Consider the following 15,811-nt stretch of genomic DNA (forward strand, 5'->3'; position numbering starts at 1 on the left):
GTATTTGTTTTTTATTGCCATTCATTGATGGCACGGAAGATGGATATCTGACGGCATGGATATCCAACGCATCGACCGCAAGCGTCAGAAACAGATCCGCCGCTGGGGCCTTGGCCTGCTGGGCGGCCTCGCGACCCTCGGCCTGCTGGCCTGGCTGGCCACCCTCGATCCGGCTGCCCCCTCGGTGGATAAGGCCAGCCTGTGGACCGACACGGTCAAGCGCGGCGAGATGCTGCGCGAGGTCCGCGGACCCGGCGTGCTGGTGCCCAAGGAGATCCGCTGGATCGCCGCCGACACCCCGGCCCGGGTCGAGCGGATCATCGTCCGCCCCGGCGCCAGCGTGCAGCCGGATACGGTGATCATGGAGCTATCCAACCCCGAGGTGATCGACCAGGCCCTGGCCGCCGAGGCCGCGCTGGCCGCTGCCGAGGCCGACTACACGGCGCGGGTCGCCACCCTGCAGAGCCAGCTGCTCGACCAACGCGCCCTGCAGGCCCAGGTGACCGCGGAGTACGAGTCGGCGCGGCTGCAGGCCGAGGCCGAGGGCGAGCTGGCCAAGAAGGGAATCATTCCCAGCATCCAGTTCCGTCGCTCGCAGCTCAATGCCGAGCAGCTCAAGGGTCGCGTCGCCATCGAGGCACAGCGCATCGACCAGTTCAAGGCCAGCCTCGACGCCCAGCTGGCCGCCGATCGCGCGCGCATCGCCCAGCTGAAGAACGCCGCCCAGCTGCGCCGCCGCCAGGCCGACGCGCTGAACCTGCGCGCCGGCATTGCCGGCGTGCTGCAGCAGGTGCCGGTGCAGGAAGGCCAGCAGGTCGCGCCCGGCACCAATCTCGCCCGGGTCGCCCGTCCCGGTGAGCTGATGGCCGAGCTGCGCATCCCGGAAACCCAGATCAAGGACGTGGTGCTCGGCCAGGGCGTACGCGTCGACACCCGCAACGGCGTGGTCGCGGGCAATGTCACGCGCATCGACCCGGCGGTTCAGAACGGCGCGGTCCTGGTCGACGTCGAGCTCAGCGGCGAGCTGCCGAGCGGCGCGCGCCCGGACCTCAGCGTCGACGGCATCATCGAAATCGAGCGCCTGCCCGACGTGCTGTTCGTCGGCCGCCCCGCCTACGGCCAGCCGGAAAGCGACGTCCGCCTGTTCCGCATCGATCCCGACTCCGGCCTCGCCCAGCGCGTCCCGGTGCGACTCGGACGCGCCTCGGTCAGCGTCATCGAGGTCCAGCAGGGCCTTGCTCCCGGCGACCAGATCATCCTCAGCGACACCTCGCAGTGGGACGACTATGACCGGTTGCGCATCAATTGAATAAAACGTGATGGGTGATTCGTGATTCGTGAACAGCACGTTCCCGCCGTCCGAATCCATCGATCTGATAGCGAGCCCGCTTCGCGCTCCTGCTCTGGCGAATCACCAATCACGAATCACAGATCTTGATCGAATCACCAATCACGAATCACGAATCACGCTCCTGAACGAATCACGCCCAAAGGGAAAAGCCATGACCCAGCCCACCAACGCCCTGCTCGAACTCAAGGACATCGCCAAGGTGTTCTATACGGATGAGGTCGAGACCCATGCGCTGTCCGGGGTGCACTTCGACATCCAGCGCGGCGAGTACATCTCGATCACCGGCCCCTCGGGCTGCGGCAAGTCGACCCTGCTGTCGATCCTTGGCCTGCTCGACTCGCCGACCTCGGGCAGCTACCGGCTGAACAACGTACCGGTGGAGGACATCTCCGCGGCGGAGCGGGCGCGGATCCGCAACAAGGAAATCGGCTTCATCTTCCAGGCCTTCAACCTGATCGGCGACCTCACCGTGTTCGAGAACGTCGAGCTGCCGCTGACCTATCGCGATGGCGTGTCCAAGGCCGAGCGCCGCGATCGCGTGCAGGAGGCGCTGGAGCGCGTCGGCATGGCCCATCGCCTGAAGCACTATCCCTCGCAGCTCTCCGGTGGCCAGCAGCAGCGCGTCGCGGTGGCCCGCGCCCTGGTCGGCAAGCCGTCCCTGCTGCTCGCCGACGAGCCGACCGGCAACCTCGATTCGAAGAACGGCGAGGCGGTGATGGCCCTGCTCGACGAGCTGCACAAGTCCGGCTCGACCATCGCCATGGTCACCCATGACCCGCGCTACGCCGATTTCGCGCAGCGCAAGATCTTCATGTTCGACGGCCGCGTGGTCGACGAGGAGACCCTGCACCGCCTGCGCAAGGAAGAGGAATCGCGCCTCGACGCGCAGATCCTCCGCGCCCGCACCGGCACCTGATCCCCACCCCGCCTCTCTCGGTGAACTCACATGTTCAGCGTCCCGCTCACTGACCTGCGTATCGCCCTGCGATCCCTGGCCCGCCAACCCGGCTTTCTCGCCGTCGCGGTGCTGACCCTTGCCCTTGGCGTGGGCAGCGTCTCGGCGATCTTCAGCGTGGTCAACGGTGTGCTGCTGACGCCCCTGCCCTATGCCGATGCCGAGCGGATCATCCGCATCAACCGCGTGCAGGGCGCCTGGGGCGGCCCGGTGTCGGCGCCGGCGCTGGCCGACTGGACCGAGGCCACCAGCGGCCAGCTCGAGGCCATCGGCGGTTTCGTCGGCGCCACGGTCAACCTGACCGGCGACGGCGAGCCCGAGCGGCTGGCGGCCTACCAGGTCACTCCCGGCTTCTGGCAGGTGATGGGACTGGCCCCCGAGCTGGGCCGCTACTTCAACGTCGAAGAGGACCGCCGCCGCGAGCGCCTGGCGGTGATCAGCCACGAGCTCTGGCAGCGCCGCTTCGGCGGCCAGGAGGGCGTCGTCGGCCAGAGCATCATGCTCAACGGAGAGTCCTACCAGGTGGTCGGCGTCACCCCGGCACGCTTCCGCTATCCCGGGGCTACCCAGGTCTACCTGCCGACCTTCCTCGACAGCACCGGCGGTCCGCGCGGCAACAACTACCTGATGGTCATCGGCCGCCTGCGCGAGGGCGCAAGCATGGAGCAGCTGGAGGCCGCGCTGGCCGCGGTCAACGCGCGGCTGGCCGAGGAGTTCCCGGCCAACCACGCCGAGCTGGGCGCGCGGCTGACCGCGCTGCCCGAGCAGCTCAATGCCCGAGTCGAGCAGCCGCTGCTGGTCCTGCTTGGCGCGGCGGGCCTGGTCCTGCTGATCGCCTGCGCCAATCTGGCCAATCTGCTGCTGGCCCGCGGCAGCGCCCGGCAGCGCGAGCTGGCGGTGCGCGCCGCGCTCGGCGCCGGCCGCCGCGCCCTGGTCCGCGCGGTGATCGCCGACGCCCTGGTGATCGCCCTGCTCGGCGCCGTGCTCGGCCTGCTCATCGCCGCGCTCGGCGTGCCCCTGCTGCTCTCGCAGATGCCCGAGCTGCTGCCCAGCCATGCCGAGGTCGGCATGCAGCCCGTCGTGGTGCTGGGCGCGCTGTTCGCCGGCATCGCCACGGTGATGCTGTTCGCCAGCGTGCCCGCCCTGCGCGCCGCCGCCACGGCGCCGGCCGGCGCCCTGCAGGAGGAAGGCCGGGGGGGCAGTGGCGGCCGCCGCCGCAGCCGGGCGCGCAATGCGCTGGTCGCCTTCGAGGTGGCCCTGTCGCTGACCCTGCTCACCGGCGCCGGCCTGCTGATCGAGAGCCTGCGCCAGCTCGGCAAGGTCGAGACCGGCGTGCAGACCGAGGGCGTACTGACCGCGGCCGTGGTGGTCGAGGGCGCGCGCAACGAGCCGGGCGAGGACCCGGTCGACTGGTACGTCCGCCACACCGCCATCCTGGCCCGCTCGCTGCCCGCCATCCTCGAACGGGTCCGCGCCATCCCCGGCGTGCAGTCGGCGGGCCTGACCGACTCTCTGCCGCTGTCCGGGCTGAACAACGCCAGCTCGGACATCACCATCATCGGTCGCGAGCCGGGCGAAGGTGAGCGCCAGCCGGGCGCCAACTGGCGCTTCGTCAGCCCGAGCCTGATGTCCACGCTGGGCATGCGCATGGTCCGCGGACGCAGTCTGGAGGACGCGGACGCCCGGCCCGGCGAGATGTTCCAGAACGTGCTGGTCAACGAGACCTTCGTCCGCCGCTATCTGTCCGATGTCGATCCGCTGACCCAGAGCCTGCAGTTCCTCGGCGGCGACGAGCCCAAGCGCATCGTCGGCGTGGTCAACGACACCCGCCTGTTCGGCATCGACCGTGAACCGGTGGCCGAGGTCTACATGCACCATCTGCACGCCACCCAGCGCCAGCTCTATCTCGCGCTGAAGGTCTCCGGCGAGCCGATGGACTATGCCGAACAGCTGCGCCGGGCGGTGCGCGAGGTGGCCCCCGATGTGCCGCTGTTCGAGGTCCGCAGCATGGACCAGCTGGTCGAGGGCACCACCGCCCTGCGCCGTTTCAACATGGCCCTGATGAGCGTGTTCAGCGGCATCGCGCTGTTGCTCGCGGCGATCGGCCTGTATGGCGTGATTGCCTACTCGGTGGCCGAGCGCCGGCAGGAGATCGGCATCCGCCTCTCGCTGGGCGCCCAGGCCGGCGACGTGCTGCGCATGGTGCTGGGCCAGGGTGCGCGGATGGTCGGCCTCGGCCTGCTGTTCGGCATCGCCGGCGCCTTGGCGCTCGGCCGCCTGCTGGCCAGCGAGCTCTACGGCGTCGGCGCCGGCGACCCCCGGGTTCTGCTCGCCGTGGTCGCTACGCTGGGCCTGGTGGCGCTCACCGCCTGCGCCGTGCCTGCCCTGCGCGCGGCGCGGCTCGATCCGATGCTGGCCCTGCGCCACACCTGACGGGGACACCATGATCGCCACGCTCGCCCGCGACCTTCGCCACGCCCTGCGCAGCCTGCTGCAGCAGCCGGGCTTCGTCCTGGTGGCGGTGCTCACCCTGGCCCTGGGCATCGGCGCGAACACCGCCGTGTACAGCGTGATCCACGCCGCGCTGATCACGCCGCTGCCCTACGCCGAGCCCGAGCGCCTGGTGCGGATATGGGAGACCACGCCCGAGGGCGGTCGCTTCTCGACCTCGGATCCGAACTACCTCGACTTCGCCGCCCGCAACCGCAGCTTCGAATCGCTGGCTGCGGTGCGCGATGTCTCCTACACCCTGCTCGACGCTGGCGATCCGGTGCGCCTCGAGGGCCACGCGGTCAGCGCCAACTTCTTCCGCACGCTGGGCGTCGCACCGCGGCTCGGTTCGGGCTTTCCCGACGATGCCACAAGCGAGCCGGCAGCGGTGGTGGTGCTCGGTCACGCGGTCTGGTCGCGCCACTTTGGCGCCGACCCCGGGGTGATCGGCCGCGAGGTGCGGCTGGAAGGCCGCAGCCATCGCGTGGTCGGTGTGATGGGGCCGGAGTTCGAGTTCGCCGGTGCCGGCTTCTGGGTGCCGTGGCGGGCCGATCCGGCCAGCGATCGCGGCGACCACTGGCTGGCCATGGTCGGCCGCCTGCGCGATGGGGTCAGCCTTGAGCAGGCCAGCGAGGATCTCTCATTGATCGCCGCCGCGCTCGGCAATGAGCACCCGGCGAGCAATGCCGGCTGGGGCGTCGAGCTGCTCGGCTTTCCGCGCTGGCTGGTCGGCGACAGCTTCCGCCAGACCGTGCAGCTGCTGTTCGCCGCGGTCGGTTCCCTGCTGCTGATGGCCTGCGTCAACCTGGCCAACCTGCTGTTCGTACGCAACCAGCGCCGCCGCGCCGAGATCGGCCTGCGCGCGGCGCTGGGCGCCGGGCGCGGCCAGCTGGCCCGGCTGATGCTGGCCGAGATCACCTGGCTGGTGCTTGCCGGCGTGCTGCTCGCCCTGCCCGTGGCCCACGGCCTGATCCAGCTGCTCAAGCGGCTGGCGCCGGCGGGCGTCCCGCGCCTCGACGGGGTGCAGCTGGCCCCCGACGTATTCGGCTTCTGCGTCGCGCTCGGCGTGCTGACCGGCATCCTGCTCGCCCTGCTGCCGGTCTGGCAGGCGCAGCGGGTGCAGCCGCTGGAGAGCCTGCGCGGCGGCGAGCGCGGTGGCGTGCCGGCCGCGCAGCGGCGGCTGGGCGACGCGCTGGTGGTCGGCCAGGTGGCCCTGGCCATGGTGCTGCTGGTCGGCGCCGGCCTGCTGATCAGCAGCTTCATGCAGCTGCGCGCCAGCGACCCGGGATTCCGCCCCGGCACCTTGCTCTCGGTGGAGCTTCAGCTTGGCGACCGGTATGCCGAGCCCTGGCAGAAGGTCATCTTCTTCGACACCCTGCAGCAGCGGTTGCGTGCCCTGCCCGGGGTGGTCGCGGTCGGCGCCACGACCACGCTGCCGTTCAGCGGCGGCAGCTTCATGAACACGGTCACCCCGGTCGAGCGCGCCGCCGAGGTGCGGGGCAGCGGGCTGATGCAGGCGCACTGGCGCGCGGTCACCCCCGAGCTCTTCGAGACCCTGTCCCTGCCGCTGCTGCGCGGCCGGACCTTCGATGCCAGCGACCGCTGGGACGGTCCGCGCTGGGTCGTGGTCAGCCGCAGCCTGGCCGAGCAGGCCTGGCCGGGCGAGGACCCGGTCGGTCGGGAAATCTACTGGGGAGACGTCGGCGGGCGCACGCGGATCGTCGCCGGCGTGGTCGGCGACTACCAGGACGTGAACCTCGGCGCCGAGCCCGAGCCGGTGCTGTTCCTGCCCTACAACCAGCTGCCCTGGCCGAAGATGGCCCTGCTGATCGAAACCCGCGGCGAGCCGGGTGCGCTGATCGAATCGGTGCGCGGCGAGATCCAGGCCCTGGATCCGACCCTGCCGCTGGGCTCGCTGCGGCCGCTGCGGCATCAGGTCGCCGATGCGGTGGCCGAGCCGCGCCTGCGCAGCAGCCTGATGGGCGCCTTCGCCGCGGTCGCCCTGCTGCTCGCGGCGATCGGCATCTACGGCGTGATGGCCGCCAACGTCACCCAGCGGCGTCGCGAGCTGGGCCTGCGGGTCGCGCTCGGCGCGCGACCGGACTCCCTGGTCGCCCTGCTGCTCTCCCGCGGTATGCGCCTGGCCGCGCTGGGCATCGCCCTCGGCCTGGTCGGCAGCTGGGCGCTCACCCGGCTGATCGATGGCCTGCTCTACGCCACCTCGCCACTCGACCCGCTGACCCTGTCGGCCGGCCTCGGCCTGCTGCTCGCCACCGTCCTGCTTGCCAGCTACCTGCCGGCCCGACGCGCGCTGGGCCTCGACCCCATGCTCGCCCTGCGCCACGACTGAGGAGTCCGCCCCATGTTCAGCGCGACCGCCAACGACCTCCGCTACAGCCTGCGTGCCCTTCTCGCCCGGCCCGGCTTCTCCGCGGTGGCGGTGCTGACCCTGGCGCTGGGCATCGGCGCCAACACGGCCATCTTCTCGGTGATGCATGGCCTGTTCCTCGCCCCGCTGCCCTATGCCCATGGCGAGCGCCTGGTCGACGTCTACAACACCTATCCGACCAGCAGCCTGCAGTACGCGGGCACCTCGATCCCCGACTACCTCGACCGCCGAGAGCAGGCGCAGAGCCTGGAGGATCTCGCCCTCTACACCGGCGCCAATCTCAACCTGGCCGAGGACGGGCAGCCGCCCGAGCGGCTGGTCGGCCTGCGCGCCACACCCTCGCTGTTCAGCACGCTGTCGAGCGGCGCGGCGCTCGGCCGCGTCTTCGACGAGCGCCATGCCGAGCCGGGGCAGGACAAGGTGGCGGTTATCAGCCACGCGCTGTGGCGCAATCGCTTCAATGCCGATCCCGGAGTGATCGGCCGCAGCCTGCGGCTGTCCGGCGAGACCTACCAGGTCATCGGCGTGATGCCCGAGGACTTCGGCTTTCCTTCCCGCGAGACCCAGCTCTGGGTGCCGTTTGCCTTCACCCCGGAACAGCGCGGTGACTTCGAGCGCGGCAACGAGTATTCGCAGTCGATCGGCCGACTGCGGAAGGGCGCGACGATCGCCCAGCTCGACGCCGAGCTGGACGCCATCGTCGCCCGCAACGCCGAACGCATCGCCGGTATCGGCGGGCTGGATCCGGCGATGGCCGAGCAGGCCGCGCGCTTCGCGGAATTCCTGCGCGGCGGCAATTTCACCGGCCGGGCGCAGAGCCTGCGCGAGCTGCAGGTCGGCGAGACCCGGCCGCTGGTGCTGATCCTGCAGGGCGCGGTGGCCCTGGTACTGCTGATCGCCGCGGCCAATGTCGCCAACCTGCTGCTGGCGCGGATGGTCTCGCGGCAGAAGGAGCTGTCCGTGCGCAACGCGCTGGGCGCCAGCCGCGGACGCATCGCCCGCCAGCTGCTCAGCGAGTCGCTGATCGTAGCCCTCGCCGGCGGCGCGGCCGGCCTGCTGCTGGCGCTGGGCCTGATCGAGCTGCTGCCGCGGCTTGGCCTTGACGCCGCGGTTGGTCGCTATCCGATCACGCTGGACCTGCCGGTGCTCGGCTTCGCCCTGGCCGTCAGCATCGCCACCGGCCTGCTCGCCGCCCTGGTGCCGGTGGTCTCGCTGTTCCGCAGCGATCTTGCGCGGCAGATCAACGACGCCGGCCGGATCGGCGGCGGCGGCCGCGTCGCCGGCGCCTCGCGCAATCTGCTGGTGGTGGCGCAGATGGCCCTGGCCACGGCCCTGCTGGTCGGCGCCGGGCTGCTGCTGCGCAGCTTCGTCAGCCTGCAGCAGGAGTCGCCGGGCTTCGAGCCCGGAGGCACCCTGACCGCCCAGCTGGCCCTGCCCGGCAACCGCTTCCCGGACACTGCCAGTCGCGCCCGCCTGCTCGACGAAGTGCTGCGCGAGGCGCGCGCCCTGCCGGGCATAGAGCACGCCGCCTGGACCTCGTCCCTGCCTTTCGCCAATTCCAATTCGCAGGGCAGCTATTCGATCGACGGGCTGGAGGTGGCCGATGCCTCGGCCTCGCCGCATGCCAACCAGCGCCAGATCAGCGACGACTTCTTTGCCAGCCTGCGCATCCCGCTGCTGCAGGGCCGGACGTTCACCCCGGGCGACCACGGCGAGGCGGAACCGGTGGTTGTGATCGACCAGCTGCTGGCCGAGAAATACTTCAAGGACCAGCCGGCGATCGGCCAGCGTATCCGCCGCGGCCGCGACGCGCCCTGGGCCACCGTGGTCGGCGTCGTCGGCACGGTCAAGCACGGCAGCCTGCGCGACACGCCGGGCAAGGAAACCATCTACTGGCCGCACCGGCAGAATCTCGGCGGCTTCGGCGCCCTGGTGCTACGCGGCCCGAACGCGCTGGCGCCGGACACCGCCGACGCCCTGCGCACCGCGCTCGGCCGCGTCGATGCCGAGTTGCCGCTGTTCAACGTGCTCAGCATGCAGCAGCGCATCGCCCTCTCGCTGGACACCCAGCGTGCGCCGATGAATCTGGTCGGCGGCTTCGCCGGCGTTGCCCTGCTGCTCTCGGCCATCGGCATCTACGCGGTGCTCGCCTTCAGCGTCAGCCAACGCACCGGCGAGCTCGGCGTGCGCATGGCGATCGGCGCCGGCCGCCGGGAGATCCTCGGACTGGTGCTCGGCCACGGCGCCCGCCTGGTCGCGATCGGCCTCGGCATCGGCGTCGGCCTTGCCCTGATGCTCGGTCAGCTGGCCAAGGCCCAGCTGTTCGGCGTCGCGCCCTGGGATCCGCTGACCTTCGTCGCCGTGCCGCCGCTGCTGGCCGCCATCGCCCTGCTCGCCTGCTGGCTGCCGGCGCGCCGCGCCGCGCGCATCGACCCGCTGGTCGCGCTGCGCTACGAGTAGCTGCTCGCCGCCCCAACGCCTTCGGGAGCCATCGCCATGACCCTGCCCAGCCTGTTCGCCGACGCCCTGCGTAGCCTCGCCCGGCGTCCGCCCTTCGCAGCGTTCGCGGTGCTGACCCTGGGGCTTGGCGTCGCCGCGGCGACCACCCTGTTCTCGCTGATTGCCGGCACCCTGCTGACCCCCTCGCAGATGGCCGAGCCAGAGCGCCTGATGGTCCTGCACCGGCCCGGTTCGGTGGAGGGCGACCTCGGCTATCCGGACATCGCCGACCTCGCCGCGCGCCGTTCGAGCTTCGCCGCCGTCGGCGCGATCTGGGCCGGCTACGCGCTCGACGTGCAGGTCGACGGGCGTCCGCGGCGGCTGGTCGGCGCCCTGGTCGACCCTGGCTGGTGGCGGGCGGTCGACGTCGAGCCGCTGCTGGGTCGCATCCCCGAAGCATCCACGATCGCCAGCGACGGTCCGACGGTGGTCGCCTCCGAGCGCTTCTGGCGCAGCCAGCTGGGCGCCGACCCGGCGTCGCTGGGCCGGCCGCTGATGGTCAACGGACGCAGCCATGTCCTGATTGGCGTGGTGCCGGACGCCGCCGATGCCCTGCGCATCGGTGCCGACCTGTTCGCCCCGGTGGGCCTGGCCGGCGACTGGGTCCCCAACGAGCGCGGCGCCAACGTGTTCGACGTGCTGGCGCGGCTTGCCCCGGGCGTCGGACAGGCCGCCGCGCAGGCCGACGTCGACACTCTGATGGCAGCCCTGGCCGAGGCGCATCCGCGCACCAACCAGGGCAAGCGGCTGCAGCTCAGCCCGCTCGACCGCTTCCTGCACGCCGGCAGCGCGCCCCTGCTCTGGTCGCTGCAGCTCGCCACCCTGGTGCTGCTGGCGGTGGCCGTGGTCAACCTCGGCGCCCTGCTGCTGGTCCGCGGCAGCGCGCGCGGCAGCGAGTACCAGCTGCGTACGGCGCTGGGCGCCGACCGCGCCACGGTGATCCGCATGCTGCTCGCCGAAGGCAGCCTGCTGGGTCTGGGCGGCTGGCTGCTCGGGCTGGCGCTGGCGCATCTGGCCATCGGGCTGTCCGGCAGCTGGTTTGCCGACGCCCTGCCCGGCGAGGTCAGCACATCGCTGGACCTGCGTGTGGTGGGCGCCTGTCTCGCCCTGTCATTGGGTGGGGCGATCCTCGCCTCCCTGCTGCCGGCCTGGGCGGCGCTGCGCGCGGTGCGCCCGGCGGCCATGCAGTCCGCGGGAAGCCGCGGCGAGCGTCGCGCGCTCGGCGGCCTGCTGGTGGTAGAGATTGCCCTCGCCTGCGTGCTAATGGTCGGCGCCGCCCTGCTGTTGCGCAGCGTCCACGCGCTGTCCCAGGTGCCGCTGGGCTTCCACGCCGAGGGCATTCTCAACGCCCAGCTGGTGCTGCCGGAGAGCCGCTACGGCAGCCGCCCGCCGCAGACCCTGGCGGTCGAGCGCATGCTGGCCGCGCTGCAGGCCATCCCCGGCGTGCGCCGGGCCAGCTTCGTCACCGGCGGGCCGCTGCAGCCGGACTGCTGCATCGGCAGCCGGCTGATCGCCGAGAACGTGGAGCAGCCGGCCAACGAGGAGCTGGGCGTGCGCGTGCGGCCGGTGCTCGGCGACTATTTCGGCGCGCTGGACATTCCCCTGCAGCAGGGCCGCCTGCTGGGCGTGGACGACGACGAGGACGCGCCGCGGGTCGCCCTGGTCAACCAAGCCCTGGCCTCGAAGCTGTTCCCGCAGGGCGACGCGGTCGGCCGTCGGATCGCCTGGCGGACCGGCTCGGTGTCGGGCGACGCCGAGGGACCGCTGTGGATGGAGGTGGTCGGCGTGGTCGGCGACATCCGCGCCTCGACCCTGCGCGAGGACGACGTGCCCGCGGTCTACCTGCCCTATCCCCAGCGCCAGCGCGAGTGGGTGCGTTTCGGCAGCTTCCTGATCGAGGTCGAGGGCGAACCGGCCGGATACGCCGCCGCCATGCAGGATGCCATCGCCTCGGTCGATCCCGAGGTGCCGCTGGACCAGGTCGCCCCGCTCAGCCTGCGGGTCGGCGAGGCCTCGGCCTCAGAGCGCTTCGCCGCGCGGCTGGCCTCCGGCTTTGCCCTGCTGGCCTGGTTGCTGTCCCTTCAGGGGCTGGCCGTTGTGCTCTGGTTCGTCGTCGCCCGGCTGCGCCGCGAGCTCGGCATCCGCGCCGCCCTGGGTGCCGGTCCCGCCCTGCTGCAGCGCCTCGTGCTGCGCCGCGGCTTGCATATCGCCGCGCTGGGCCTCGCCCTTGGCCTGCCGCTGGCCCTGTTTGCCGGCGGCTCGCTGGAGCACCTGCTGTACGGCATCCCCGCCCTTGATCCGGGCAGCCTGCTGCTGCCCGCCCTCTTGATCGCCGCCAGCACGGTGCTGGCCTGCTGGCTGCCCGCCCGCCAGGCCTCGCGCATCGACCCGCTGGTGGCCCTCCGCCACGAATAGAAGCCGGACAACGCCATGACCAGTCTCATCAAGGATTTCGCCTACGCCCTGCGCGGCTGGTCGAGCCAGCCGGTCGTCGCGGTCGTCGCCGCCCTGTCGCTTGCTCTGGGGCTCGGCGTGAATGCGGCGATCTTCTCGCTCTACGAGCAGGTGATGCTGCGCCCGCTGCCGGTCGAGCAGCCGCACCAGCTGGTCAACTTCAGCGCGCCCGGTCCCAAGCCCGGCTCGACCTCGAACAACGACGCCGGTCCGCGCGAGCACATCCTCAGCCTGCCGATGCTCCGCGACCTGGCTGCCTCGCCGGCGCCGCTGGAGGGCGTTGCCGGGCATCGCGGCATCGATGTCGGTCTAGGCTTCGCCGGCGAGAGCCAGCCGGGCGAAGGCCTCCTGGTCAGCGGCCAGTACTTCGAGCTGCTGCGCCTGGCGCCGCAGGCGGGACGGCTGATCGGCCCGGCCGACGACAGCGGCGCCGGCGATGCGCGCATCGTGGTGCTCAGCGACCGCTTCTGGCGCGAGCGGCTGGGCGGTGATCCGGGCGTGCTCGGCCAGACCCTGCGCGTCAATGGCCAGCCGCTGGAGATCGTCGGCATCGCCCCGCCAGGCTTCCATGGCACCACCCTCACCAGCCCGACCGACGTGTTCCTGCCGATCGGCCTGCGCTGGGCCCTGCTGCCGCAGCAGCGCAACGATCGCGAGGACCGCAACAGCTACTGGGTCTATGCCTTCGGTCGCCTGCCAGAGGGCGTCGAAGCGGCGCATGCCGAGGCCGCTCTGAACACCCTGTACCAGCGCCTGGTGCGCGAGGTCGAGCTGCCGGCGCTCAGCTTCGGCGACGCCGGCCAGCGCGAGGCCTTCGCCGCCAAGACCCTGCAGCTGCTGCCCGGCTTCCAGGGCCAGAGCAGCATCACCGCCCGCGCCGGCACCGGCCTTTCGATGCTCTGGGCGATAGCCGGCCTGGTCCTGCTGATCGCCTGCCTCAACGTCGCCAACCTGCTGCTGGCCCGCGGTGTGGCGCGCTCCGGCGAGCTGGCCCTGCGCGCCTCGATCGGTGCCAGCCGGGGCCGCCTGCTGCGCCAGCTGTTTGCCGAGTCGCTCGCGCTGGCCCTGCTCGGCGGCCTTGCCAGCCTGCCGGTGGCGGCGGCCACCCTCGGCCTGATGGCGCGCCTGCTGCCGAACACCGCCACCGCCAGCCTCGACCTTGCGCTGAACCTGCCGGTCGTCGGCTTCGCCCTGCTGCTGGCCCTTTGCAGCACCCTGCTGTTCGGCCTGCTGCCGGCGTGGCGCCAATCCCGCGTGCCGCCGATGCAGGCCCTTCGGCAGGGGGACTCGCGCGGCGGCAGCCGCTTTGCGACGCGCTTCCGGCAGACCCTGGCCACTGCGCAGATCGCCCTGTCCATGGCCTCGCTGGTGCTGGCCGGCCTGTTTGCGCAGAGCCTTTACAACCTGCAGCGCGCCGAGCCGGGCCTGGACATCGAGGCGGTGGCCAGCTTTTCCGTGGCGCCGCGCCGCAATGGCTACGGCGCCGAGCAGGCGGACGCCTTCTACAGCCGACTGGAAGAGCGCCTCGCCGCCGTGCCCGGCGCGCTGTCGGTGACCTCGTCGATGGTCCCCCTGCTCTCGGGCAGCGACTGGGGCACCAATGTCGAGGTCGAAGGCCGCGAGCGCGAGCGCGGCGACGACCACAGCTACTACAACGAGATCGGCCTGAACTTCTTCGACACCCTCGGCGTGCGCCTGCTCGCCGGCCGCGATTTCGCCGCCTCCGACACCGGCGAGCGTCCGCGGGTCGCCATCGTCAACCAGCGCTTTGCCGAGAAGTTCGGCCTCGGCCGCGAGGCGGTAGGCAAGCGCATGGGACTTGGCAGCGGCAACGTCGAGCTCGACATCGAGATTGTCGGCATCGTCGCCGGCAGCAGCTACGACAGCATTCGCGACCAGGGCAAGGAGCAGTTCTTCCTGCCGCGCCGGCAGACCGGCGGCCATCCGCAGATGCTCTTCTATGTGCGCGCCGCTCAGGCCCCCGAGGCGCTGCTGCAGAGTCTGCGCGCGGCGGTGGCCGAGCTCGATCCGCAGCTGCCGGTGGAGAACCTCGAGACCCTGTCCCAGCGCGTGCGCCAGAGCACCGCGATGGAGCGCGTGCTGAGCCTCTTCACCGGCAGTTTCGCCGTGCTGGCCACCCTGCTCGCCGCGGTCGGCCTGTACGGCGTGGTCAGCTATGGCCTGAACCAGCGCCTGCGCGAGTTCGGCCTGCGCCTGGCCCTCGGCGCGCCGCCCGAGCGCCTGCGCCGCATGGTCTTCGCCCAGGTCGGGCGGATGGCCACGATCGGCCTGCTGCTCGGCCTCGGTGCCGCCCTGGCCGCCGCCCGCTCGGCCGAATCTCTGCTCTTCGGACTCAGCGCCCACGACCCGCGCGTGGTGTTCGGCGCTCTGGCCGTCCTGCTCGCCGCGGCCCTGGGCGCCGCCCTGGTCCCGGCCCGGCGCGCCGGGCGCATCGACCCCATGCAGGCACTGCGCCACGACTGATCACTACGATTTACCGGATCGTCGGCAGGCCCCGACCTTGGTCACGAGCTGCTTGCGAAGGCCTTAAACCCTGGCGCGCCGGCGCGCATCGAACCTTTTCCTGATCGCCGCGGGAGACGAGCATGCGAACGCCGCTGAGCCTGCTGATGGCCTGCGCCCTGTCCTGGAGCTGCGGCGCCAGCGAACTTGATGCGCTGGCCGGGGAGGTCAGCCGCGGCGATCACCGCGACGTCGACGCCGTGCTGCTGTCGCGCGACGGGACGCTGCTGATCTCGGCGCAGCGGCCCCGACTGCGCTGGCGCGGCATCGACATCCGCTCGGCGACCAAGTCGGTCACAGCCCTGCTGGTCGGCATCGCCATCGACCGCGGGCACATCCAATCGGTCGAGGTGCCGGTGCGGACGCTGCTGCCAGAGCTGGCCGAGTCCTTCGAGGATCCGCAGCGGGCGCGGATTACCCTCGCCGATCTGCTCACCATGCGCTCCGGCCTCGACTGCGACGACTGGACGCCCGGCTCGCCCGGTCACGAGGACACTATGTACGAGACCCGCGACTGGCTCGGCTTCTGGTCCGCGGTGCCGATGCGCGAGGCGCCGGGCGAACGCTTTTCCTACTGCACGGGCAATGTAATCGCGCTGGGACGGCTGCTGGCCCATGCCACCGGCAAGCCGGTGCCCGAGTTCGCCCGCGAGGCGCTGTTCCAGCCGCTGGGCATCGACCAGGCACGCTGGGCGAGCTGGAACCGCGGCCGCGACACCGACACCGGCGGCCATCTGGCGATCGCCCCCGAAGGCCTGCTGGCGATCGGGCAGCTGGTGCTGGACGGCGGCGTGCGGGACGGCCGGCAGGTCGTCAGCCGCGCCTGGATCGAGGCCATGACCACCGCCCACGCCGACATCCCCGGCCGTCCGCAGCGCTACGGCTACCTGTGGTGGATCGACGCCACGCGTAATCCGGCGCTGCCGGGCACCCGCCTGCAGATGGCCTGGGGCAACGGCGGTAATTTCCTGGTGGTGATGCCCGAGCTGGACGCGGTCTACGTCTCGGTGGGTCGGCGCTACAACCGGCCCGAGGCAATGGAGCCGCTGCGCTGGCTCGGCGAACGGATCCTGCTCGCTCTGGGCGCGTCGGCCGCGGCGCCAGACTGAACCTGCCGGCCGCCCTTCAGCGGACGGTCGGGAAAGCGGTG

The 15,811-nt window shown here is 71.6% G+C and carries 8 protein-coding genes; all 8 read left to right on the forward strand.

All coding sequences use genetic code 11. From position 1 onward, the window contains the following. The first annotated feature begins 55 nt into the window (after positions 1-55). The 8 genes from M0G41_RS07610 to M0G41_RS07645 all read left to right on the forward strand — a co-directional run bounded on the left by M0G41_RS07610 (position 56) and on the right by M0G41_RS07645 (position 15,770). Positions 56-1,309: an efflux RND transporter periplasmic adaptor subunit gene (locus M0G41_RS07610; RefSeq protein WP_248207216.1), complete on the forward strand. Its 1,254-nt coding sequence runs from the start codon at positions 56-58 to the stop codon at positions 1,307-1,309. 193 nt (positions 1,310-1,502) lie between these two features. Further along, on the forward strand, positions 1,503-2,267 hold the full coding sequence (locus M0G41_RS07615) for an ABC transporter ATP-binding protein (protein WP_248207219.1): 765 nt from the start codon (positions 1,503-1,505) through the stop codon (positions 2,265-2,267). A 30-nt stretch (positions 2,268-2,297) separates the two neighbouring features. Then, positions 2,298-4,739: an ABC transporter permease gene (locus M0G41_RS07620; protein WP_248207221.1), complete on the forward strand. Its 2,442-nt coding sequence runs from the start codon at positions 2,298-2,300 to the stop codon at positions 4,737-4,739. A gap of 10 nt (positions 4,740-4,749) precedes the next feature. Next, positions 4,750-7,146 (forward strand): ABC transporter permease, encoded by a 2,397-nt coding sequence (locus tag M0G41_RS07625; RefSeq protein WP_248207223.1) that lies wholly within the window; start codon positions 4,750-4,752, stop codon positions 7,144-7,146. 12 nt (positions 7,147-7,158) lie between these two features. After that, on the forward strand, positions 7,159-9,645 hold the full coding sequence (locus tag M0G41_RS07630; RefSeq protein WP_248207225.1) for an ABC transporter permease: 2,487 nt from the start codon (positions 7,159-7,161) through the stop codon (positions 9,643-9,645). A 36-nt stretch (positions 9,646-9,681) separates the two neighbouring features. Beyond that, positions 9,682-12,099 carry an ADOP family duplicated permease gene (locus M0G41_RS07635; protein ID WP_248207227.1) on the forward strand — a complete coding sequence of 806 codons (2,418 nt, stop codon included), beginning with the start codon at positions 9,682-9,684 and terminating at the stop codon, positions 12,097-12,099. Between the two features lie 15 nt (positions 12,100-12,114). Further along, positions 12,115-14,622, forward strand: a complete 2,508-nt coding sequence (locus tag M0G41_RS07640; protein ID WP_248207228.1) for an ABC transporter permease — start codon at positions 12,115-12,117, stop codon at positions 14,620-14,622. 122 nt (positions 14,623-14,744) lie between these two features. Further along, the gene (locus M0G41_RS07645; RefSeq protein WP_248207234.1) at positions 14,745-15,770 is read left to right on the forward strand and encodes a serine hydrolase domain-containing protein; all 1,026 of its coding nucleotides are present in this window, start codon (positions 14,745-14,747) and stop codon (positions 15,768-15,770) included. Positions 15,771-15,811: the final 41 nt, after the last annotated feature.

The sequence above is a fragment of the Pseudomarimonas salicorniae genome, assembly GCF_023156535.1.
Lineage (GTDB): Bacteria > Pseudomonadota > Gammaproteobacteria > Xanthomonadales > Xanthomonadaceae > Pseudomarimonas > Pseudomarimonas salicorniae.

Bases quoted from the DNA above. Each gene is read 5' to 3' on its own strand.
- M0G41_RS07615 (WP_248207219.1), top strand. From the start codon at position 1,503: ATGACCCAGCCCACCAACGCCCTGCTCGAACTCAAGGACATCGCCAAG.
- M0G41_RS07640 (WP_248207228.1), top strand. From the start codon at position 12,115: ATGACCAGTCTCATCAAGGATTTCGCCTACGCCCTGCGCGGCTGGTCG.
- M0G41_RS07645 (WP_248207234.1), top strand. From the start codon at position 14,745: ATGCGAACGCCGCTGAGCCTGCTGATGGCCTGCGCCCTGTCCTGGAGC.
- M0G41_RS07620 (WP_248207221.1), top strand. From the start codon at position 2,298: ATGTTCAGCGTCCCGCTCACTGACCTGCGTATCGCCCTGCGATCCCTG.
- M0G41_RS07630 (WP_248207225.1), top strand. From the start codon at position 7,159: ATGTTCAGCGCGACCGCCAACGACCTCCGCTACAGCCTGCGTGCCCTT.
- M0G41_RS07625 (WP_248207223.1), top strand. From the start codon at position 4,750: ATGATCGCCACGCTCGCCCGCGACCTTCGCCACGCCCTGCGCAGCCTG.
- M0G41_RS07610 (WP_248207216.1), top strand. From the start codon at position 56: ATGGATATCCAACGCATCGACCGCAAGCGTCAGAAACAGATCCGCCGC.
- M0G41_RS07635 (WP_248207227.1), top strand. From the start codon at position 9,682: ATGACCCTGCCCAGCCTGTTCGCCGACGCCCTGCGTAGCCTCGCCCGG.